The 23535-nt window shown below is 55.0% G+C and carries 9 protein-coding genes and 7 pseudogenes; 10 read left to right on the top strand and 6 right to left on the bottom strand.

Going from position 1 to position 23535, the window contains the following annotated elements; genetic code table 11:
- The first annotated feature begins 38 nt into the window (after positions 1 to 38).
- The 3 genes and pseudogenes from NLN62_RS52360 to NLN62_RS52355 all read left to right on the top strand — a co-directional run.
- Positions 39 to 1169, top strand: a complete 1131-nt coding sequence (locus NLN62_RS52360; protein ID WP_254114423.1) for an IS630 family transposase — start codon at positions 39 to 41, stop codon at positions 1167 to 1169.
- Positions 1170 to 1457: 288 nt separating this feature from the next.
- Positions 1458 to 1664: a group II intron maturase-specific domain-containing protein gene (locus NLN62_RS53950; protein ID WP_371933205.1), complete on the top strand. Its 207-nt coding sequence runs from the start codon at positions 1458 to 1460 to the stop codon at positions 1662 to 1664.
- A gap of 76 nt (positions 1665 to 1740) precedes the next feature.
- A pseudogene (locus tag NLN62_RS52355) lies at positions 1741 to 1836 on the top strand (transposase); the annotation flags it as partial.
- 27 nt (positions 1837 to 1863) lie between these two features.
- On the opposite strand, the pseudogene NLN62_RS52350 reads toward NLN62_RS52355, so the two are convergent.
- Both NLN62_RS52350 and NLN62_RS52345 read right to left on the bottom strand, forming a co-directional pair.
- Positions 1864 to 3923 (bottom strand): annotated as a pseudogene (locus NLN62_RS52350) (recombinase family protein).
- Entirely contained in the window at positions 3920 to 4093 is a 174-nt protein-coding gene (locus tag NLN62_RS52345; RefSeq protein WP_254114422.1) for a hypothetical protein, read from the bottom strand. Before NLN62_RS52345 ends, NLN62_RS52350 begins: the two are co-directional and overlap by 4 nt.
- A 312-nt stretch (positions 4094 to 4405) precedes the next feature.
- Between NLN62_RS52345 and NLN62_RS52340 the strand changes: the two are divergent.
- From NLN62_RS52340 to NLN62_RS52320, 5 genes and pseudogenes are all read left to right on the top strand, one after another.
- Positions 4406 to 4642 (top strand): annotated as a pseudogene (locus tag NLN62_RS52340) (transposase domain-containing protein); the annotation flags it as partial.
- Between the two features lie 174 nt (positions 4643 to 4816).
- Positions 4817 to 5290: a transposase DNA-binding-containing protein gene (locus tag NLN62_RS52335; RefSeq protein ID WP_254114421.1), complete on the top strand. Its 474-nt coding sequence runs from the start codon at positions 4817 to 4819 to the stop codon at positions 5288 to 5290.
- Between the two features lie 224 nt (positions 5291 to 5514).
- Positions 5515 to 6185, top strand: a pseudogene (locus NLN62_RS52330) (IS3 family transposase); the annotation flags it as partial.
- 636 nt (positions 6186 to 6821) lie between these two features.
- A complete protein-coding gene (gene ltrA, locus NLN62_RS52325; RefSeq protein WP_254114420.1) occupies positions 6822 to 8348 on the top strand; it encodes a group II intron reverse transcriptase/maturase in 1527 nt (508 codons plus the stop codon).
- Between the two features lie 64 nt (positions 8349 to 8412).
- A pseudogene (locus NLN62_RS52320) lies at positions 8413 to 8880 on the top strand (transposase); the annotation flags it as partial.
- 367 nt (positions 8881 to 9247) lie between these two features.
- Here the strand turns inward: NLN62_RS52320 and NLN62_RS52315 are convergent.
- The gene (locus NLN62_RS52315; protein WP_254114419.1) at positions 9248 to 10075 is read right to left on the bottom strand and encodes a hypothetical protein; all 828 of its coding nucleotides are present in this window, start codon (positions 10073 to 10075) and stop codon (positions 9248 to 9250) included.
- A gap of 937 nt (positions 10076 to 11012) precedes the next feature.
- Complete coding sequence (locus tag NLN62_RS52310) at positions 11013 to 11660, bottom strand: RolB family protein (RefSeq protein WP_256576131.1); 648 nt, start codon at positions 11658 to 11660, stop codon at positions 11013 to 11015.
- Positions 11661 to 14460: 2800 nt separating this feature from the next.
- Between NLN62_RS52310 and NLN62_RS52305 the strand changes: the two genes are divergently transcribed.
- Together NLN62_RS52305 and NLN62_RS52300 are read left to right on the top strand one after the other, a co-directional pair.
- Positions 14461 to 15063, top strand: a complete 603-nt coding sequence (locus NLN62_RS52305) for a RolB family protein (RefSeq protein WP_254114417.1) — start codon at positions 14461 to 14463, stop codon at positions 15061 to 15063.
- Positions 15064 to 21031: 5968 nt separating this feature from the next.
- Positions 21032 to 21730, top strand: a complete 699-nt coding sequence (locus NLN62_RS52300) for a RolB family protein (protein WP_254114416.1) — start codon at positions 21032 to 21034, stop codon at positions 21728 to 21730.
- A 507-nt stretch (positions 21731 to 22237) separates the two neighbouring features.
- Here the strand turns inward: NLN62_RS52300 and NLN62_RS52295 are convergent.
- Both NLN62_RS52295 and NLN62_RS52290 read right to left on the bottom strand, forming a co-directional pair.
- Positions 22238 to 22358, bottom strand: a pseudogene (locus NLN62_RS52295) (IS3 family transposase); the annotation flags it as partial.
- Between the two features lie 410 nt (positions 22359 to 22768).
- A pseudogene (locus NLN62_RS52290) lies at positions 22769 to 23290 on the bottom strand (transposase); the annotation flags it as partial.
- Between the last annotated feature and the right edge of the window lie 245 nt (positions 23291 to 23535).

Here is a 23535-nt window from a genome sequence, read left to right as displayed (position 1 = left end):
AGCTGGATTCGTCCCGGCCTCCGACAAGGAGGCGAAGCGTGAATGTACGTTATCGGGTGGAATTGAGCCAAGTCGAACGGGACGAACTGACGGCGATGCTCGGCGGCGGCAAGCATGCCGCCCGCAAACTCAAACGGGCTCAGATTTTGCTGGCGGCCGATGGGGACGGTTCTGACGCAGAGATTGCCCGAACCGTCCGGGTCAGCCTCTCCACTGTCGGCCGGACCAAGCGCCGCTTCGTGGAAGGCAATCTGGAGCGGGCCTTGAGCGAGGAGCCGCGTCCGGGCGCCGAGCGCAAGCTGACCGGCAAGGAGGAGGCCCTGCTGGTGGCGACCGCATGCGCCAAGCCGCCAGCTGGCCGCAAACGCTGGACGCTGACACTGCTGGCCGACACGATGGTCAAGCTCACCGATCACGACAGCCTGTCGAGCGAAACCGTGCGCCGCCAGCTCACCGAGAACGATCTCAAGCCCTGGCGCAGGGAGATGTGGTGCATTCCCCAGGTCGACGGCGAATACATCGCCCGCATGGAGGACGTGCTCGATCTCTACGCCGAGACGCCGGATCCGGACCGGCCGTTGGTTTGCTTCGACGAGACCCCCGTCCAGCTGATCGGCGAGGTGCGCCAGCCGATCCCCGCCCAACCGGGACAGCGCGAGCGATACGATTACGAATATTGCCGCAACGGCACCGTCAATCTCTTCGTCACCTTCGATCCGCATCGCGGCTGGCGCAACGTCCAGGTCACCGACCGCCGCGCCGCCGTGGACTACGCCCACTGCATGCGTGAGCTCGTCGACGTCCACTATCCCGATGCCGTCTGCATCCGGGTCGTGCAGGACAATCTGTCGATCCATACCGCCGGCGCGCTGTATCAGGCATTTGCGCCTGCCGAGGCCCGTCGCATCCTGCGCCGCCTCGAGTTCCACTATACCCCGAAACACGCCAGCTGGCTTAATATGGTCGAGTGCGAGATCAGCGTGCTGCAGCGCCAGTGTCTCGGCCGTCGCATCGACGATCCCAAAAGGCTTCGAAAAGAGATCGCAGCATGGCAACGGCAGCGAAACAAAGTCCGAGACCGCATCAAATGGATGTTCACAACCGACAAAGCCCGCGCCAAACTCGGTCGCGCCTATCCGGTTGCCACCAAAGAGTCAAAACCACAGTGATGAACCACTAGAACTCCACCCGGAGAAAACCCGGATCGTCTACTGCAAGGACAGCAATCGGAGCGGAGGATATGAGCAAATCACGTTCGATTTCCTCGGGTATACCTTCCGGCCGCGAAAAGCCCGCAACAGGAGCGGTAAGAAGTTTGTTAGCTTCGTGCCGGCCATCAGCCGCAAGGCAGCCAAGGGAATCCGGCAGACTATCCGCGAATGGCGGATAGCATCGACACGGAATAACCAGGAGCTGAAAGACCTTGCCAAGCTGATCGATCCTGTGGCGAGGGATGGCTGAACTACTACGGGCGATACTACCGCACGGAGTGCGTCAACGTCCTTCGCCATGTCAACGAGACGCTCACGCGATGGGTGATGCGGAAATATAAGAGGTTCAAACGCCGAAAGACCGCAGCAGTACACTGGCTCGGACGTCTCGCAAAACGAGAGCCGAAGCTGATGTACCTGTGGACGGCCGGCATTCGACCCGCGGCTGGATGATAGAAGCCGGATGAAGCGCGAGTTTCATGTCCGGATTCGTGAGGGCGGAGAGGTGAAATTCCTCTCCGCTACTCGACTGCTCAGCCGCTGGGACGACTTCGCCCGCTTCCTCGACGACGGTAGAATCTGTCTGACGAACAATGCCGCAGAAAGAGCGCTGCGCGGCGTGGCAAGCCTTGAGTCATTGTGCGCCCCTTCTTTAAGTGCTTGTAAACATTGGAAGCGTGTCTGCGTCAATTTGGCGAGACGGGCGACCCTTTCGGGCAATCGCTGTTTTGACCGCCTCGGACGCCAAATCGGCAGCTCGAATCTGACAGGGCGCTCGCGGAACAACCTGCGCAGCAGGAAGAACGCCGCTGGAGACAAGGCGGCGGATCATATGACTTGAGGACACTGAGCGCTTTTGCGGCCTCGATCTGCGTAAGCCATTCGCCGTTTTCCGCTGAACGGTAGGCATGGATGCCACGCACACGGCGAATAGAGCTGACCCGATGTGCTGTCCAGGTCTTACCCATGCCGGTGGGCAAGCCCATCCGATTGAGCGTAGCGGCGATGTGCTCGTCAGACCAGCGCCCGGCCATGCTGCGGATAACAGCCAGAGCATCTTCCGCCGTGGAGGAACCGTGTTCACCGGAGCGCGGCTTGCGGATCCAAGCTCGGAGTGCTGCCCACCCTGCCAATGGATCGTGAGCACAACGTCGCGTGCCGCATCGTCGACGTCCGCGATGATGTCGACAATCAAGGCTCGCAGCAGCTGCTGGCGTGCGCGCATCGTCACATCAGGGGATTTCAGGCTATGGACAGGTTATCCGCCAGATCGGCAAAGATGCCGGGATCGACCGCGTGGCCGCATGACTGATGGTCATTCTGGCGATTTTCCAGCTCGCGCACACGGCGCAAAGCGTACTCCCAGTTCTTCTCCAACTGCGCAGCGATCAGGCGATTATCAAGGGTCACAGGCGGCGTAGCGGCGCTCAGCAAGCGTGCCATCGTACCGGGCTTGCTGGAGTTCCAGATCAAGGATCCGGCGCTTGTCGTCTTGGCGTTCCCGTTGCATGCGCTGTGCCTCGAACGCGGCCTCGATCGCCAAAGGTTCTACCGCTCGTAACAGTTCTCGTGCAACTGCCGCGTCGATTTTTGAAGCACCGAATATCATACAGCGAAGCCGACCTGCCAGACTACCCTTGTCACAGCGGTAGACCGGGTAGCTGATTCGACCGCCCCTATAGCTGACGCTCAGGCGCTGACCACAACGAGCGCACGTCAGAATGCCCGACAAGAGCGCCTGGCCGCCCCGGCCTGATTTTGCACCATCTGGGCGACCGTAGGCGTTAAGCGCCAATTGCTTCTGGTTGCGCTCGTAGTCATCCCAGGTGATGTACCCTTCGTGATGATCCTTTATCATCACATCCCGGGTGCCCGCCGGTTTGTAGTGCCCGTAGGTCCGCCGCGCTCTCCCTTCGATAATCGCGGTTCGCTTCTCGCTTTTGCCGTATACGTAAACACCCGCATAGAACGGATTCTTCAGCACACTAATCACATTGCGGTAGCGGATGGGCTGCCAACAGTTTGTCATGCGACCTTCATCAGCAGGTCGGGGAAATGGATTTGCTCCGCCTTCATCGACAACAACACTTGGCGAGCGCTACCAAGTTCGCGAAAGCGAGTGAAGATAAGTCGAATCACCTCTTGCAGACGCAGATCAGCATCCAGGCCCAGACCGGCTTCGCGATGCCAGACATAACCAAACGGCACTGATAAGCGTAGCTCACCACGTTGGGCCTTCGCCCTGGCTGCGTCTAGCATCCGTGCCCGGATTATGCCCAGCTCAAACTCGCTTATGCTTCCCTTCATGCCGAGCAAGAGCCGATCGTTCGGAAGGCAAGGATTATAAACGCCATCGTGATCAATCACCCTCGCTTCGACAAGCCCGCATAACTCAAGCAGATGATGCCAATCGCGGCCGTTGCGCGCGAGCCGCGATGCATCGAAGCAAATCACGGCGCCGACGGCTCCTGCACAACCATGCAGACCAGTCGATCAAAGCCGGGCCGGAGCCACCGTTCCACTCGCCGAACGGCCGAGGTCATCATCAATGACTTCCACATCGGAGAAGCCGTGCCGGCGCGCAATATCCACAAGATCGTACTGTCGCCGTTGGCTCTCCAGATTGGCCATCACCTGGGATTGCGTTGACTGCCGCACATAGACGACAGCTTTGCGCTTCAAGAGCGCTTCCGGGATCCTGGTCAGTGTCAGGCATCACCGAGCTCCTCGACTACCAGGCCGGCGGCCTGCATGAGGATTTGGGCGAGCGTCAGTAACGCCTTCACCCGCGCCGCCTCGTTCATCCTGTCCAGCCTGTCTGGCTCGAATATCAGGCTCAGTTGCCCGTCTGAAATCTGTGCAGCTACGCGCTCCTGCTTCATCGGCGTTCTCCCATGCGACTCGATCGCTGGGGAGTTTGAGGAAACGGCGAGCGCTGTGACCAGTCTCTTCAGCTCTGACAATGCGGCAAGATCAACTTGTGGTGGCCCGGAGGTCATCTCCGCGCATGCGATTGGATCTACCATCCAGCTGGGAATCGTGATGACCGTGCCCAATGGGGCTCGGATCCTGCAGAAACTGACCTGTCGCGCGTTGCTCCACACGACGCACGTTCACCATCCGGCCAAAATAAGGATGCCAGCGATAGTGGACCTCGAAATCCTCCCCGACATGGGCAGAATGAACGGTAAACGGCCTTGGGAAGGCGCAACTGAACCTTCGCCGGCAGCCAGCGTGGCGCCGATCGTGCCGCCATCATGCTGACGATGATCACGACCTGTCGCCTCAACGACGTCGATCCCAAGGCCTGGCTCGCCGACGTCCTCGCCCGTATCGCCGATCTTCCCGCATCGCGTCTGCACGAACTGCTGCCCTGGGAGTGGAAGCTTCCGCGCCAAGCGAACAAGCCCGCCGATCAGAAGGTCGCCTGACCTTCACGCAAAGCCATCATAGAGCTCGCCGTACCCGCGCGCATGCGTCAATCAGGCGGTCTTCGTCGTCTTACGATTACCCACATTCTTTGAGGTGCACTGAGCCGAAAAACTTGAGTCGCCAGAATCACTTGTGATTCTTTGATGGGCACCTGATTCGAGAAGAGGTGCTCTATGGGACTGACTTCACGCGCCCGGGATGAGAAGTCGCATCGTTTGGCGTCTGACGCGGTGACTTGGTTTGATCGTGAAGCTGCGCTGTGCGAATTCCAGGACGCTCGACTTGGCGAGAGATTTCGCATGCTGCTGAAGCAGATTGGTGGAGACATCGGACAGAGCATTCCGATGGTTTGCCAAGACTGGGCGAATACCAAGGCGGCCTATCGTTTCTTCTCCAATGAACGAGTAAGCGAGGCCGACATCCTGTCTGGTCATTTTAGATCGACGCGGGAACGTATCGCGGCTGCGAAAGGGCCTGTTCTTGTTCTGCATGATACGACCGAATTCACCTATCAAAGGGAGCGCCCGGATCTGATCGGGATGATTAAGCGCATCCCCAAAAAGCAACTCTCGAAGATTGGACGGAAAACCCCAAACGTACACGACATGCGGAATATTGATGCATTCGAGCCTTGCGGTGACCCTTGAGGGGCTTCCACTGGGGCTCAGCGCCGTGAAGTTCTGGACCAGAAAGAAATTTAGAGGGGTCGCTGCGCTCAGGCGCGAGGTCAACCTGACACGGATCCCCATTGAAACCAAGGAGAGCATTCGTTGGCTGGAGAACAGAGCTGGCTCCGCAAATTCGGACAGTAGCTTGAGTGGATTTTCTGCCTGAGAGCGGCGAGGCTTCTTGCCGCGAATCAGGAGCGAAGATGACGAAGAGGAGTCGCCGGACGCATTCTCCGGCATTCAAGGCAAAGGTGGCTTTGGCGGCCGTGAAGGGGGAGAAGACGTTGGCCGAGCTGGCGCAATTGTTTGATGTCCATCCGAACCAGATCACGACCTGGAAGACCCAACTCCTGGAAGGCGCCGCCGGAGTGTTTGGGCAGGACAACGGACCGGCCGAGGCGCCGGTCGATTTGAAGGCGTTACATGCCAAGATCGGCGAGCTTGCGTTGGAGAACGATTTTTTGTCCGGCGCGCTCACCAAGGCGGGCCTGCTGAGCGCAAAGCGATGATCGACCGCGACCATGATCTGTCTGTCGTGCGCCAGGCGAAGGTCCTGAACCTTGCCCGCAGTACGGTTTACTATGAACCTCGGCCGGTTTCGGCCGAGGACCTTGTCTTGATGCGCCGGCTCGATGAGCTGCACCTCGATTATCCCTTCGCAGGGGCGCGCATGCTGCGATCGCTGTTGCAGCGTGAGGGCATGCAGATTGGCCGCCGCCACGTCGCGACGCTGATGAAGCGCATGGGGATCGAGGCGATCTATCGCCGTCCGAACACGAGCAAGCCCGCACCGGGCCACAAGATCTACCCGTACCTATTGCGCGGATTGAAGATCGAGCGGCCGAACCAGGTCTGGGCAATGGACATCAGCTACAGTGCGCCTCGCCCCGAGGAATCGGGGAAGCGTATGTTTGGAATGCATTGGGAAAGGAGGAAATGTGATGAGCCTGCTTCCTGCTGTGAGGAAGCATGAGCCCAAGCGGCGGTGACCTGCTGTCAACTGGCAGGGTGACGTAGCCCGCAGGTAAAGGGGATTGAGGCGAAACCGTTACGCCGAGATGGTTCCCGAGGCTGAGTATCGGAAGGTTGAGGAACACGAACCGGTTCATCCGCGTCTGTGGGCTGAAATGTCGCCTCCGCCTACACGGTTTAACAGGCGGAATGCTGAATGGTGTCGAAGGATATGTAGCCGGAGACACCCGAACGCGAGCGTAGATGTAGGGCGTCTTGCGTGGGCCGAGGGGAGAACACAGCCAAACCTGAGGCAACGGCATCGACTTGCAGCAAGCAAGGGAAAAGACTGCGACCGGCAACCTCACCGATGCGCTGGTAGTCCAACATATGAACGAGGGAAGGCATGAGCGGAATGGCAAGGGAGTTGACCCCGATGTCCGTCATGCTGGCAGAGCTCCCGTAGTAGTCCGAGGCCGGGAAAGCCGGTCACATGGCGAAGGGGAGCAGTTTGAGTTGCTTGGAGTGCACGTGATCTGACCTAATGAGGTGAAGACCTTTGATAATCAGTGAAATGCAGCACAAGCTCGCGACGTGGGCCGCGGCCGATCAGACCCGCCGGTTTGATCGATTGCTCCGGCTCATCACCGACAGGAATTGGCTTGCTGAAGCGGCCCGGATCGTTCTGGCGTCGAAAGGCGCCAATACACCGGGTCTTGACGGAATGGACAAGCGACGACTTGCTGCCGTTCTGGAGGGTCATCTGGATCGGTTGCGCGTGGCCCTGTTGGACGGCACTTACCGCCCAACGCCGGTCAAGCGAATCCATATCCCGAAGACCAACGGCAAGTTGAGACCATTGGGTATACCGATCCTGCTGGACCGCATCGTCCAGCGGGCGATGCTGATGGCCATGGAGCCGATCTGGGAGAGCGACTTCCACTCTGGCTCCTACGGCTTCCGTCCTGAACGCAGTGTTCATCACGCGGTACGTACAGTGAGGATGCAGTTGCAGGATGGCTCTGACTCGAAGGGCCGCTGGATCATCGAAGGTGATCTGGCGAGCTACTTCGACACTGTCCATCATCGGCTGCTTCTAAAATGCGTACGTCGTCGCATCAGGGACCTGCGATTCATTGATCTGCTCTGGCGAATCCTCAAAGCCGGTCACGTTGATCGTGGCTTATTCTTCGCAGCAAGTGAGGGCGTTCCGCAAGGCGGCGTTCTGTCGCCGCTCCTATCCAACATCATGCTCCATGAGTTTGATTGCTGGCTGGAGGCGAAATACCTGAACAAGAAAGCGAGGAAGGATCGTTGGGCGTGGAACTTCGGCATTCAACAGGGGCGTCCGATCACGGTTCGAGAGAACCGCGAGTGGAAACCTGCCGTAGCCTATTGTCGCTATGCCGATGACTTCGTTGTCATCGTCAAAGGGACGAAGGCCCATGCCGAGGCCGTCCGCGAGGAGTGCCGTGCCTTTCTGGAAGGCAAGCTGAAGTTGACGTTGAATATGGAGAAAACCCATATCACCCACGTCAATGATGGCTTCGTCTTTCTGGGGCATCGGATCATTCGCAAGCGGGGATCAAGCGGACGGATGGCGGTCGTCACGACCATACCCAAAGAGAAGGCCAAGGCATTCGCGCGAAGATTGTCGAAGGTCCTCTCTGGTGACCATGATCTTGCCAAGGTCGATATGGTGGACCGCCTGAACCGCCAACTGCGGGGCTGGGCGGCTTTCTACAAGTACACGGACTTCACTGCGACCACGTTCCGGCACGTCGATCATGTCGTGTTCTGGAAAATGGCGCACTGGCTGGCGAGAAAGTATCGGAGCCGCATCAAACCATTGATGCGGAGCTGGTATCGATCACCAGTCGCTGGGCAGGCCAAGACTTGGTTTGTCCACGGGGTCAGTGAACGAGGCCATCGTGTCGGGAAAGCCTTGCACCGATTGGTATCCAGTCCAAAGGGGCAGTTCCGATGGAGAAACCCGGACGCAAATCCCTACATCTTCAGGGAGGAGCCCAGGAAGACCATCACCTCGCGATATCAGGATGTCGCAATGGCCATGGGCCAGACTTGAACGGAGAGCCGTATGCGCTGAAAGGTGCCCGTACGGTTCGGGGAGGAGAAGCGCTTATGCGCTTCTTACTCCATTTCCGATGCGACGTGGATTCGTCTACCTCGCGGCGGTCGTCGATGTGTTCAGCCGACGGGTGTTGGTCCATCGCGTATCGATCACGATGGAGACGATATTCTGCGTCGAAGCGCTCCAGGAGGCGTTGGCGAAGCACGGCAGGCCCGAGATCTTCAACACGGATCAGGGTAGCCAGTTCACCAGCCTCGACTTCACCGGCGTGCTGCTGGACGCGAACATCGCCATCAGCATGGACGGCAAGGGTGCCTGGCGCGACAACGTGTTCGTCGAGCGGCTGTGGCGCACTGTCAAATACGAGGAAGTCTATCTGCGTGCTTACGACAGCGTGCTCGAGGCGCGAGCATCGATTTCCAAATATCTGGCGTTCTACAACCGAGGACGTCCTCACTCGAGCCTTGACGAACGCACGCCCGACGAGGCTTACTTCGGCGCGCAAACGATGGTGACGGCCGCATGATCGTCGCCAACGATTTTGCTGCGGCTCTGGTCGGGCTTACGCCCTCCCGACGCCACAGCAAAATCGTAAAGCCCCGCCTTCAGCATAACCCGGCAGGAATCCACTTAATTTTCGCGGGGCGCTGTCCAAACAACCGGGGCCAGCTCTAACAGCGCTCTTACCGAACACCGAAAATCTTGAGGCCTTCATCGTCGTCCGCTCCTCCCAGCCGAGAGGATTCGGCAGGCGCAAACTCTAGCCAAAAATGGTCGAGTTTACCGGCCTCAGATCATCCTTTTGCTGCGGGCCATGATTCTGTGGTGCCCTACCGATGAGCGAGGTGTGGAAATTGTAGAGCGGCGCATTTGATTACCGAAGCTCTGCGACCTCATCGACCGACGATTGTGCGTCCTCTGCTTCCGACGGAAGTCATCAATTCAGATCGGGCGCGATTGTATGCGTCACTCAAAGCCTTCCCTGCCTCGCGAATCGCAAACTCTCGGTTGATGTTTCTATTCACGGCGGCGTAGGCGCGATGCGCGATTGCATCGATACTGCTGTCTAGATCTGAACCTTGCTGTTCCGCCGCATCCTTGGATCGAGAAGCACTCTGGAGGACCGTCATACGGTATCTAATGTCGGCCAAGAGGTCCGCCCGTTCCGGACAATCTACCAGTGCGTCGTAAATGCGCGCCTTTTGATCAGTATCCAAGTGGTTATGCGCCAATATAAGGGTTTCGGTCGCCCGCTGTTTCTGAATGAAATCCAGCTGGGGTGATGGTCGTTCAAATATATCGATGGCTTGATCAATAAGGCGACGTCTATCTAGGCGGTCAAGGTCGCCGATGTTTTCCACGATTGCGCGGATCGCAGCACAGTTGTTAGCTGCGTGAGATAGATGGACGATGTGATCGACGGTGGCAGACTTCCGTGCTGCGGATTGAAACTTAAGTATTGGTGCGTAAGCGTGTGCCCGAGTAGCTTCGCGCCGAACCTCTTCGTCAGGCGGACCCGGCTGTGGGCGATTGTCGCGCCTTGCGGCGCCATATAACGCCTGGGCCGCAGCGCCGAGCCGGTTGAGACGCGCCTGAAACGCCCTAACGGGGGCTGCCTGAGCTGCGTCTCGTGCTGAACGGCTGACGAGTGTAAAGTTCGTGAGGTTGTTCACCGTTTCAATCGGATCACCAGTCGTTAAACGCTTAGCCACTTCGACCAAGACCTCACTTGGCAGGTCAGTTATTCGTGTGACAGCGTTGCTATCGTGACCCGGAGTTCCCGGTTCAGCCGCTAACCGTCTAGCTCGCCTCATTGACCGGGCTCCCACGGCATGTCTCTCCAACCGAGAGCCTACTGCTTAAGCGGAGCCAGATGAATAGACATCGCGTTAAATTTGTAATTCTGCTTGGGACTGTGATGCAATGCATCGCGCATTTGGTGCGGGCCCTGAAGCGAAAGATTCCATCCGACGCGGGTTCCGATCGAGCAGAAGGAGAGGAGGATTCGCTGGCTGGAGAATTGGAGAATTTACGGCAATCGATCTGTGGTGGCGTGGCAGGATATATCGTGATGTAAACCAAACATCGGTTGCTGTTTTGCTCAGTTCTTCTCGAAGCGAGCAATCTCGCTCGAGAAGGAGCTTTGCGTGAGATCTGAATTGAACTTTTCGTGAAACGTCGAAATGAGATGGTAAACCAGATTAGAAAACGCTTAATCCTTGCTTAAGACCGTTAGCGATACGAGCAGATCACGGGCCTGGCATGGACGGACTGTTATTCCTGTTCGAGGTCGTCTGTAGCCTCCCATCTGTTTCGGGTTGTATGTTGAGCGTTATTTTTAGTTGCAGGTTTATTATTGTGGTGTGTCTAGAGGGTTACTCTTTGTGCCTCTTGGCTTGAAGAAACAACTAGTGGTTTTATTGAATTGTAGATGACATGACGCAACAACAGATTACAATGGAGTGATGCTCACGGAGCCATACAGCGAGTGGGATAACAAAGTTCAAATAAGACGGACACCATCGCGCCGCCACATAATGTGAAAGTAGTAGTAGAACTAGTCTAGAACTAATTAAAAAGATGGATCCTGGCAAAGCTAACGCCAGGGCAATTCAAAACAGACATTAGCGGCCTGCAGCTAGCTATAGCTAGACCTCACTAAGAAAAGTACACTGGCACAGCGGCGATCACGTCAAACGCGCCAGGTGCGAGATAGTAAACGTTTAGGTTGCCACATTTCATCGAGTTCATCGAGTCGGCGACAGGGACAATAAGGCAATAGCTGATGTCGTCGAATGTCACATCGGCGCACCCGAGCTGTCGGTACATTTGCACTATGGAGCCTCGGTCGGAGGCCGGAGCATATGGCGGGATGTCCAGTGCGGCAACATTTCCAGAACTGGCAGCATTTCCTGAACCCTGGACGGCGAAGCGCATCTGATTTTCGTTGGACATCAGCGTCTGGTACAGCAAACATGCTGCCGCAATATTCGGCGGCAGATAGATGTACGCTATCTCAGGATGTGTAGCGTCGCGCATTCGAATTTGGTTCAAAGGACGCCCTGGAATCGGGCCTGCCAGGCACGGAAAGTTATCGAATTCATTTAGCAGGTGCTCTTCAACTTCAATAACAGACCCCTGGCCGCGTACAAGATCAACCCAATTGCGCTGGGCCGGCAACAGGCAGTCATTCAGGAAACGCGCATAACGGTTTATCTCGCAAGAGATGTGGGTCTGGATCATTTCGCGATTTGCGGTGTTGCAAGCCGGTCTAAACGTTGGACGGGTGAAGTGAGGAGGCGCCATAATAGGAAAAGTGTAACAGGATCGTGCTGTGGATGTTAGCCTCGTGAAGAACGGGAGGCTTATATAGAAGCGAAGGGGATCTGGGTCCCGCCAACTGGAGAGAGGAGAGTTGATTGTCCTTGGAGGATGCGAGGACGCAATGAGGCTTATATAGATCCAGCTCAGTTATCTCGTTTGCGCGTGACCCCACGCCATTGTGTGATTGCGATTGCGGATCTATCGAGGCTTGGCGGATCGCGCGAGAAGAGGGACACTCTTTCCTTCTTGGACCGCAATTTTATAATCTTGAAGCGGCACAGTTGTTGTCGTTGCGGTGCAATAAACACGCATCTTTTGGATGTGTCCCTTAGCCCGCGGAGAGTTGCAGCTTCTCTCCAGCCGTTAGATTAGCTCTCGCTACAATTCAAGAGGCACCACTTAGCGTTCCGCTAAGGGCAGCCCGGATTGCCAAATCGACAACACGTCACATCACATGTGTGCGTTGCTGCTTCCGCACTGTTGCGGCGAAGTCAGCGAAACCGCATGCCTTGGGCTCGCTTCCAGAGGCTGCTTCACAAATACCTGCCACCATGCCGTCTTGCGCATCCGCACCCGGATGCGCGGTTCACCGTCACAACATCCGATAGGAGCCGTATGCGGTAGTGCCGCACGTACGGATCTGACCATCTGACCGGGGGGCGATGGGCAACCATCGTCCCTACCGGGACCCTTTGATCTTTAAGCAGTTGCGTACCATAGCTTCGCTATTGACCTTGTGAGCTGCGCGGCTCTCAAAAGGAGAACCACGGGGACGTTCAGGTCGATTCCGCTTTGTTCTCGATCCCGATTCAATGTCCGGCTCCCGGTTCATATGGGATTGCCCCGAAGAACGCAGAATTTGAGTTTCATTTGGCTTAGTCGGTGTGTTTGTGCATGCGTGCGTATGTTCGTATTGGGAGGGCGCTCATTTACACCAAAGAATGAACCTTCCCAGATAACTGCTTTTGCGCCGTGTCATGCATGCATAAAATGGCCCAATGTGAACAAAGAAAGAAAATACAAAAACGTGCTTGGCCTCTTATTCATTGACTTAGTACAACGACGTCATGGACGCAACAACGTAACTAACGAAACAGGGACAGCAACAACAATAGAAAACGCTTACAAACCAAAAAGGAAAGTAGAAACGGCGATAGAACCAAACGCACAACATCACAGATACGCGGCCAAGCCGATCACCTCCGTAACATCCGGCCCCCATGCCACCAGAAACCTCACGCCCGGAACATCCAGACCCTCCGGAGCGCTGTTGAGTTTCCAGTGGAAAGACCAAGCCATCTACTTGCCCGAGATAGCAAGACCGATCGCGATCAAGATCAGGAAAGCGGCTATGACGTTAAGGCCACTGAGCAGCGCCACGAGCGCGCTAACTACCACGAGCGCAAGCATTTCAGGCGAGAGCATGGTTGAGGGGAGAGAACCTAATTCGTGCTTCGAGAACGTTTGGTGCTAGGCGAAGCAAGGATGTGAGACAAAGATTGTCATGGGTGAATGCCAGATGCAACCAGGCTTATATAGATCCAGCCGGGCAGTTCTCACGTGAGCGCGTGATTTCACGCATTGTGCTCTTTGCGGGAATTTGATTGCGACTCGGAACCATTGCTCGAGTAGGAACTTTGCGCGAGATCTGAACGGAACTTTTCGTAAAACTTCGAAATCAATTCTGCAAGAAGGATTGTTTGTGGCTTGAGGAGCTCTCAGTCGGAGGACTTGGCTATCGCTTTCAAGCCGGCGCTGTGTGACGCCCAACCCGTTTCTCTGAAATAAACAATTGAAGTGTGGGCCTGACACAGCGCAATTGACGGTCCCTGATAGGGCCGCTTGATTGTAGTGACAGCCACCAATTGCGAACAGTAGCGACAAACCGGACAAAAACAAAGCATCTATCAGTCATTATATTCTGCATATCATTTCAAGCGTTGATTGCGATGCGCGGATTTTGAGTTGTGCTCAGGGTGATGCCCAATAGAGTATATCTAACGTTCGAATATGCCTCAGCGGTCCAATTAGCTGTTTGAAATAATCAAATTGTCACAACATCGGGACCTAAACCCACTGCGCCCGTGTAGAGCTTTGGTGGGGACCGCCGCGGCCCTCGCCCCAATGCAGAGAAGGGCCTCTGTTTGTGCAGGCGTGCGTTGGTATTGTCGCTCGTTAGAATGTTAATGAAGCCAGGGGACGTTCAGCCAGATGGTTGCTCTGCTCGCTAGGGAGCCGCGGCCCCTCACTACGTCGTAAGGGCGCCGATTTTAGTATGGTATCGCTCCTGAATATTATTCATGGATGAATGGTGTGACACTCATAGTGAGAGTTTTGAGGCCTTGGAAAGGCGACCTCCGTGTACTGGGCTACTGGGCAGGATGAATAGTTTATAGAAAGTGTCTTTTCGGGGCGCCGCAGGACGCGACTCACCAAACGCGATCTTTCGAAAATCGAGGCGGCTATTGCCTCTTACTCTCTTACTTTCGTGAACTCATCAAAAGACGCCCATTGAATGCAACAGTAGAATGTGGCCCCTGCGGGAAGCAGGGGCTATTCACTTTTGAACGGCCTAGCAATCTATATTGCCTTTGTCATTTTCCGTCCGCAGAGAACAACTCGTCGCGGTCCCTAAGGGGCAATGTTGGGGCGCGTCGTTGATATCTCAAGCCAACGTCTTCCTATTTAAACCCGCGAGTGTCTTTTGGGCTTTTCGCCAACACTCACAACACAACTAAGCTTCTTTTGCATTGTGTCCCTTTCTACACATCCGCTTTTCATTATGGCCAACAACTACCCAGCCTATGAGCGCCCCCAATTTGCTAGCGTCGATTTGAGTAACGTGAAGGATTTAGGCAGTTTGAGTGGGGGGCTCGACCAGGCATTCCAACAATACCGGGAATTCACCACTCAGCTTCTGGGACGCCAACAAGAGTGGGTCGTTGCAGCTCGGGAGATTGAAGAACTTAAACACCTCGCTCCGCGGAACTTCGAAGAATTCGAAACCGAACCGTGTATGAATCGTTCCCCGCTGGTCGGTCCAATGGAGTGTATCAAGGGTAAAACCTTGTATGTCTATCTGACGGACGAGGCTGCAAGGGCTTGTGCCCAAAATAAGAACCTCCAGATTCCCGTTAGATATGGCGGAGACGATCAGATTGTGATGGCCATGGATACCCAGCCAGGTCGGGCGTCTGCCAGCTTCATAAGAAAGAAGTACCACAAGCGGGGATGCGACTTGGTCACGCAGGGAGACGTTAAACATTTCGTCGCGATCTGTTCCACAGACTTCTTCGACGAAGAAGGAGGAGGTATTTGGACTCGCAGCATCAACAGCGATAAGTTTGACATTGTGGCTTATGGGCCGGCGCACTTTTCGAAGTAAGCGGACGGAGATTAGGGTGATCCGTGCTGCGGGACACGCCCCGCCACTGCTGGGACCTGGTCTACCGCGAGAAGTTCAAATTTCGTTGGGATTATGTGCCGTCTGTCATGTGTGTTGTTGAATTAGCGTTGTGTTTAAATGTATGGCTTTATGAGCATCTGTTCTATTGTCGTGTAGTCCTGGTGTCTTGTCCGAAGACGCGTCTGTTGCGATGTAATGTTATTTGCAATTCAATAAATCAGGTTCTTATTAAGTATGAACAATGTGGTGTGTCCAATTTGCACTTAGTTAGTCGATGCGTCTGCAGGTAGCAAATTTGGCGAAATCGCAGCCTCATCCAGTATTCACCCCATCGCCCCCGTCATTTTCTCTCAGTGTAGTCCAGTTTCGAAAAACCCAAGTTCTCGCGAGAGCGCGTGATTTTCCACATCGGCCCGCAGTGATCTACGAAATGATGCGGCGATTTCTGCATTAGGGCTGTCATTGTCTGTCGCGTATCCAAAAGCGAAATCCTTTCGCCTCACCAAGGGGCGACGTCGATCGTGAGCGCATCGACACACGAAGTGCCCCTTTGCAGAATCGTAGAGCGATTTCAGCAGCTGCCCGAGACCGTGGACCGGCATTTTCTGCGGCTGCGGCTGCGGCTGCGGCTGCTGCGGCGGCGGCAGGATATATGGTTGTGTCTCGTTTCTTTCTTTGCTTGTGCATATGTGCGCTCGTATGGTCGGTCAGAGATGGGTTCGGGTGTCTGAACAGTAATTTCGCGTGGGTGTGTCAAGCGTAAGCTGTAGAAGTGTCGACTTAATCTTACGACATGGTTCGAAGTGTTCGCCGTCAGCGTCGAGCGTCCTTCTGCCTACTTGAAAACGGCAGAGCGAGTATTCGACCCCGGTCGACCAAGCTACTTTAATATGAGGACCGATTATTGTCTTATGTTTGGAGTGAGGGTGGGCTTTATAGTCGCCCGTATTTTGGCGAGTCTGACGTTCTGCGACAGTGCTTTGAAGCGGTTTCCTCGGGATGAAGGTGCTTGTCACCAGCAATAGAGTAAATTGGTGGAGACTGATGTTCCGGTTTGAGGTCGTCGGGTTGTATGTTGAGCGTTATTTTTAGTTGCAGGTTTATTATTGTGGTGTGTCTAGAGGGTTACTCTTTGTGCCTCTTGGCTTGAAGAAACAACTAGTGGTTTTATTGAATTGTAGATGACATGACGCAACAACAGATTACAATGGAGAGATGCTCACGGAGCCATACAGCGAGTGGGATAACAAGTTCAAATAAGACGGACACCATCGCGCCGCCACTAGTCTAGAACTAATTAAAAAAGATGGATCCTGGCAAAGCTAACGCCACGGCAATTCAAAACAGGCATAGTGGCCTGCAGCTAGCTAACCTCCCTGAAGTCTTGGTCTGAGCCAAACAAACAAGCCTCGTGGATTATTCTCACTCGGTTCGACGCAGTTTTGTTGGTCCAATTCGGCCGAGTAAAGGTGGCCGTTGATGTAAAAGGCCGCTCCTGGGTCGATGAGTGCGCGGCGTAGCACTTCGGGCACCATGGTGTCCGGAGCCCGCTGCAGCCCATGGTGCCAGTTTTGCCCGGCAAAGGATGTAAGATCTGGTCGTGCCTGATGGCCTGATGGACCGGCAGATGAGGCCGCAGCCGGCGCTGATTGAGCTTGTTGGGGGGGGTGATCATAATAGCCTGGAAAGTTAGTCCACGGCCCGGGAGACCAGGTCCCAGCCGGCGGTGATTGAGCTTGTTGGGGGGGGTGATCATAATAGCCTGGAAAGTTAGTCCACGGCCCAGGAGACCAGGTCCCAGCCGGCGGTGATTGAGCTTGTTGGGGGGGGTGATCATAATAGCCTGGAAAGTTAGTCCACGGCCCGGTAGACAAGATCCCAGCCGGCGGTGAGGGAGCGTGTTGGGTTGGTGGTGGAGACTCCGGCGGGGCCGGAGCGGTGTCCTTCGCCCTCAGAGCGCGGAATGTGTTAAGGTTCCTCATCGCGGCGCGCAGGTATCTGAGCCGTTGTGGTGGCTTCAGTTGCTCGAATGCGCTGACAGCGCGCACCTGCTCCTCATAGTCAGCTTCCAAGATACTTGCGTCGCGTTCGTTTGCCCTGTACCAGCTAGCGAACTCCTTAAGAATTTGGCTGTGGAAGTAGGAGGTTTTCTTCGTCAGCCAGTGTCGTTCAATGGCACACTCCTGTGAAGCTTGGATCAATTGCTCATCTTCATTTAATCTGTTTTTTGGCACCCTCGTGCCTTGATCGAGCTCCCGGAGCCTTGTCAAGGCACGAAGAATCGCTTCGCGGTCGCGTCGAATCGCGAGGCGGTCGCTCTGGCGATCTTTCGCAAAGCGGGTCATCTCGTCATTGAGCCCGTTATCATGAAGCCGACCAGTGATTGGTGGCTTCCCGGCCAGCTGGAGCCACCGACTGAACTCCTCGAGCAGCAAACAATCGTTGATGCACGTGCGCCTTTGTATTTCTGTCGCCCAATTTGCATTCCTGTATTGGTCAATAAGCTCCTTGTCTGGGAAGTCGTCTGGGGGGTCTTCGCGGCCACGCTTTGCGTAATCCACGTAGACCCGGCCTGACACCACCACCTCGTGCTGCTTTGATCCGCTTGAGCGGTCTTTGGCTCGACTCAGCCCCAATCCTTTCAGGAAGCTCTTAGCCCCTGACTTAACCCCTGACTTAACCGACGAGACCAGCGATCGGCCCTTGCCATGTGGTGGAGAGGAGGGGGCGCGTCCTTCCGCCGAAGAAGTCGATCTCCAAGTCCCCGAATGGCGAGCGCTTCGTGACGATGGCGCGATATCAACGCTGTGACGTGAGCTTCTGTGAGACCCGTCGTCGTACCGGCCGGAGTGCGACAAGGGGATTGAGTCGTAGAGCTGAGCGTCTGCAAACTGCGCACTTAGTTCCTCATAGTCGTGCTGATTCTCATTATCGTCTGAGCTCGACATAGCGTTTCAAGCGTTGATTGCGAGCTCCTGATTTTGAGTTGTGCTCAGGGTGATGCCCAATAGAGTATATATAACGTTCGAACACGCCTCAGTGGTCCAATTAGCTTTTTGAAATAATCAAATGGTCACAAACATCGGGACCTAAACCCACTGCAGCCGTGTAGAGCTTTGGTGGGGACTGCCGCGGCCTGCCCCAATGCAGAGAAGCGCCTATAGGGCTTTGTCGGCTTTCTCTTTGTTTGTTTCGGCTTTCTGTTTGTTTGTTTGTGCAGGCGTGCGTTGGTATTGTCGCTCGTTAGAATGTTAATGCAGTCAGGGGACGTTCAGCCATGATGGTCGCTCTGCTCGCTGAGGAGCGAGGCCCCACCCTACGTCGTAGGGGCGCCGGTTTGAGTATGGTATCGCTCTGGAATATTATTCATGGATGGATGGTGTGATGGTGTGACACTCATAGTGCGGGTTTCGAGGCGAAGGGCGGCCTCCGTTTATTGGGCAGGATGAATATTCGATAGAGAATGACGTTTCGAGGCGCCGCAGGACGCGACTCACTAAGCGCGATCTTTCGAAAATCGAGGCGGCAGCTAAGGGCTGCCCGGATTGCCAAATCAGCAACAAGTCACATCAGATATGGCCGGCCCAATGAACCATTACCCACGTGCCTCCGACTCTTCGGCTAAGAGCCGTTTTGTTTAATCAAAGATCAAGTGTGTCTTGTTCCGAGGGACAGCAACAACAATAGAAAAACGCTTACAAACCAAAAAGGAAAGTAGAAACGGCGATAGAACCAAACGCACAACATCACAGATACGCGGCCAAGCCGATCACCTCCGTAACATCCGGCCCCCATGCCACCAGAAACCTCACGCCCAGAACATCCAGACCCTCCGGAACGCTGTTGAGTTTCCAGTGGAAAGACCAAGCCATCTACTTGCCCGAGATAGCAAGACCGATCGCGATCAAGATCAGGAAAGCGGCTATGACGTTAAGGCCACTGAGCAGCGCCACGATCGCGCCAACTACCACCACGAGCGCAAGCATGTTAGGCAAGAGTATGGTTGAGGGGAGAGAACCTAATTCGTGCGTCGAGAACGTTTGGTGCTAGGCGAAGCAAGGATGTGAGACAAAGATTATCATGGGTGAATGCCAGATGCAACCAGGCCTATATAGATCCAGCCGGGCAGTTCTCACGTGAGCGCGTGATTTAATTCTCAAGCCTTGTGCGTGTTTTGAGACGATCTCTGGCACAAAAACTCGCATTAAAAGCACCACCGCAATAATCAAACACAAACCATCACTTTATTAATTGGCCTCGACTTATTTTGAAAGAGACTATTACAGAAAACCCGCCGCTATGACGGGGCGCCAAATACAGACCCTAGAGGGGCAAACAAAAGCATGCAAAACGACACACACACAACACCACAATAAGCGCCAGGCCAATATACGGCGACTTCGATCATTCCTTTTTCCCACGCCCCCATGCTACCACCTCGATCTCACCGGTCAGGTCCGGGGCGCTCTTGACAGCGATGAACCACTCGCGCCCCCCCTCCTCCGTAGCAACTGGTCGACCGCCTTCGACCCAAGTTCCGAAAAAACGTCGACCTGACACGGTCGTTTGAGCGTCAGCCTCATTCCCATAATAGTATTTAAGCGTAACATTGGCTTCATTATCTGGGCCTTCATAATTTATCCTGGCGTTCTCAAGAGCGGATCTAAGGTTGCTGGTCACATTATGGCTGGTGAACTTCCATGTGTAACGTTCCGGCATCCTGAAACGAGATATTGTGTGATGAAAAGAAGTAGTGTTGTGAGATAGCAAGAATATGAGCGTTATAAATAGATGACCGCTGAGGCCTTTCAAGCCTCGCAAAAAAGTTGCGTGCCGTTTTGGGCAAGCGAAAGAGAATAATGGCTTTTCGGCTCTCAGCGGGAACCGAGAATATTTGGGACAACGACAGAAAATGGCGTGCTCGTCACCACCATCCTCAAAGGACGTCTTTTCGAGTGACCCGAATGCTTGAACCGTTGAGGGCAAATTTTGGTGAGGCCAAAGTGGCTGTTGGAAAATGACAGAAAATGAACATTCAGCCAGCCAGCCAGCCAGAGAAGGCGTCGCAAAATGAGTTGCTCCCCCAGACACGCTAAGCTCAAATGCGCGTCTGTCATGTGTGTTGTTGAATTAGCTTTGTGTTTAAATGTATGGCTTTATGAGCATCTTTTCTATTGTCTTGTAGTCCTGGTGTCTTGTCCGAAGACGCGTCTGTTGCGATGTAATGGTCACAAACATCGGGACCTAAACCCACTGCAGCCGTGTAGAGCTTTGGTGGGGACCGCCGCGGCCCTCGCCCCAATGCAGAGAAGCGCCTATAGGGCTTTGTCGGCTTTCTCTTTGTTTGTTTGTTTGTGCAGGCGTGCGTTGGTATTGTCGCTCGTTAGAATGTTAATGCAGTCAGGGGACGTTCAGCCAGATGGTCGCTCTGCTCGCTAGGGAGCGAGGCCCCACCCTACGTCGTAGGGGCGCCGGTTTGAGTATGGTATCGCTCTGGAATATTATTCATGGATGGATGGTGTGATGGTGTGACACTCATAGTGCGGGTTTCGAGGCGAAGGGCGGCCTCCGTTTATTGGGCAGGATGAATATTCGATAGAGAATGACGTTTCGAGGCGCCGCAGGACGCGACTCACTAAGCGCGCGATCTTTCGAAAATCGAGGCGGCTAAGGGCTGCCCGGATTGCCAAATCAACAACAAGTCACATCAGATATGGCCGGCCCAATGAACCATTACCCACGTGCCCTCCGACTGAGCTGCGAGTTTAGAGTGCCCTTTGGAGTATAGCCGTCTCTTCCGAAACGGCAGCGTGTCTTTACGCAAAAAGGCCAACCCTCTGCGCGGCTGGAATCTATAATTAGACCGCCAGAAGCGTGGCTGACCAAGGCCAGCGCTCGCTCACGTAAACCGTTGTATTTTGTATTGCCTTTTCGTGCAACTTCGAACATGGGCGGTTGCCTCTCTCGTGCTTTGTCAGTTTATAGGCGCCCGGTCTTTCTGACTCTGGACCTCGTCTCGCCGACGAGCAGAGACGCCCTGAAGAATCGCATAGCGGCGCAGGAAACTAGATACAATGAGTTTCTTAATGACGACCTGCTGCCGGCGCAACGCACGTGGCTTTTGAACGCGCAGATGCGCGGCTTTAATGTCGATTCAGCTGACGCATTCTTGACCAGTCCGTGCATGAATGATCCGACGAGCCGCTTCGGGTTGGAGGAGATTAAGACGGAGGTGGGTTCAACCGGCCAGCAGGAGGTGGGTCGCTTACTGTTCATCTACATGCCGGTAGACAGTGCAGAGCGATGTTGTCGAGAACAAACCCTGGATTACATTCCCGATCACATGCGCTTTATGGACTTCGATGATAAAAGGAAGATGCTGGCAACGGATGTTGCACCATATGCGACCAATAGTTCTATAGAGGGTGGTATCGTCGAAAGATACCATTCAGTCGGATGTGATGTCGGAGCAGAAGACGTGACATGTTGCCTCGTTGTTCCCGAGACCGTTTGGACCGAGCATGATCAGTCTAGAGACGTGTTTAAACGAAGTGGGTTTGGCCCGTTCGACGTGCTAGCTATTGCTCCAGTTCTGCTTCCCAGGACATTCCCGGCGTCGTCAACGGACGACGAAGAGTCGGACTAGAGGCGGGTCCCGGGAGCAACGCTAGTCTTCGGCTCATGCAAAGTAGATTAGAGAGTCCTGTTTTGGTTGTATGTTTAGTTGTAAGTGGTTTCCTATGTATCAAGCGTAGTTGTGCGTTGCTGCTTCGTCGTCGTTTTAGATTACCAAGAGCCGTTTTGTTTTAATTAAAGATCAAGTTGTGTCTTGTTCAGATATTCGTTTTGTGTTCTGTAGCCATCCTAATAGTCTTTAATCGATTAGTTGCGACTAAATCCCTTGGGCCTCTTGGCTTGAAGAGCTTAGTGTTTTTTGATTGAATTGCAAATGACATGACGCAGCAACTTGTCTTCGAGTACGCGCCCGGACAATAAAAAGATTGCCGGACACACGTTGTTGATGTGATCAATGCGCGTTGAACTGGCGCCGATTGTCTGAACGGAAATTCGGCGTGGATAAGGGGAGCGTCTGCCAGAGTTAAGCTGCCGTGCGGAACGGCAGCTGGTTGAAGTAAGCTTAATCCGGAGTGCCGCGCCACGGTCGCTCGACGAGCACGTTGTCGCGCCAGTCCCCCGACCATCCATGCTGTTAGCGATGCCGAGATTGGCGAGTACGCGGTGAACGCGGCGCCCGTGAACTGCGAGGAATGGTCCAATAGAAATAAATTGAGGCAGGCAGGCAGGCAGGCAGGCAGGCAGGATATATGGTTGTGTCTCGTTTCTTTCTTTGCTTGTGCATGTGTGCGCTCGTATGGTCAGAGCTGGCCCCGGTTGTTTGAGCTATGGCCGAAACTGGGTGATGACGGGTTGAAGAGGGCGGCGTATCGAGATCCCATGGGTGGATGGTAGCCGGCATTTTTGGTGCAGAATGTGGTTGCCAATAACACACATGCTGAGGGACCATGCTTATGGCCAGAGCTGGCCCCGGCCTTGTTTGGACAGCGCCCCGCGAAAATTAAGTGGATTCCTGCCGGGTTATGCTGAAGGCGGGGCTTTACGATTTTGCTGTGGCGTCGGGAGGGCGTAAGCCCGACCAGAGCCGGCAGCAAATCGTTGGCGACGATCATGCGGCCGTCACCATCGTTTGCGCGCCGAAGTAAGCCTCGTCGGGCGTGCGTTCGTCAAGGCTCGAGTGAGGACGTCCTCGGTTGTAGAACGCCAGATATTTGGAAATCGATGCTCGCGCCTCGAGCACGCTGTCGTAAGCACGCAGATAGACTTCCTCGTATTTGACAGTGCGCCACAGCCGCTCGACGAACACGTTGTCGCGCCAGGCACCCTTGCCGTCCATGCTGATGGCGATGTTCGCGTCCAGCAGCACGCCGGTGAAGTCGAGGCTGGTGAACTGGCTACCCTGATCCGTGTTGAAGATCTCGGGCCTGCCGTGCTTCGCCAACGCCTCCTGGAGCGCTTCGACGCAGAATATCGTCTCCATCGTGATCGATACGCGATGGACCAACACCCGTCGGCTGAACACATCGACGACCGCCGCGAGGTAGACGAATCCACGTCGCATCGGAAATGGGAAGAAGCGCATAAGCGCTTCTCCTCCCCGAACCGTACGGGCACCTTTCAGCGCATACGGCTCTCCGTTCAAGTCTGGCCCATGGCCATTGCGACATCCCGATATCGCGAGCTTGTGCTGCATTTCACCGATTATCAAAGGTCTTCACCTCATTTTAGGTCAGATCCGTGCACTCCAAGCAACTCAAACTGCTCCCCTTCGCCATGTGACCGGCTTTCCCGGCCTCGGACTACTACGGGAGCTCTGCCAGCATGACGGACATCGGGGTCAACTCCCTTGCCATTCCGCTCATGCCTTCCTCGTTC

This window comes from Bradyrhizobium sp. CCGUVB23 (assembly GCF_024199885.1).
Classification (GTDB): Bacteria; Pseudomonadota; Alphaproteobacteria; order Rhizobiales; family Xanthobacteraceae; genus Bradyrhizobium.
Note: the sequence above shows the minus strand (reverse complement) of the source record. Positions and strands in the feature narration are given on the sequence as shown.

Coding starts and splice junctions, on each gene's coding strand:
- NLN62_RS52300 (WP_254114416.1), top strand. CDS start 21,032: ATGGGCGGTTGCCTCTCTCGTGCTTTGTCAGTTTATAGGCGCCCGGTC.
- NLN62_RS52305 (WP_254114417.1), top strand. CDS start 14,461: ATGGCCAACAACTACCCAGCCTATGAGCGCCCCCAATTTGCTAGCGTC.
- NLN62_RS52345 (WP_254114422.1), bottom strand. CDS start 4,093: ATGAAGCAGGAGCGCGTAGCTGCACAGATTTCAGACGGGCAACTGAGC.
- NLN62_RS52310 (WP_256576131.1), bottom strand. CDS start 11,660: ATGGCGCCTCCTCACTTCACCCGTCCAACGTTTAGACCGGCTTGCAAC.
- NLN62_RS52335 (WP_254114421.1), top strand. CDS start 4,817: ATGGGACTGACTTCACGCGCCCGGGATGAGAAGTCGCATCGTTTGGCG.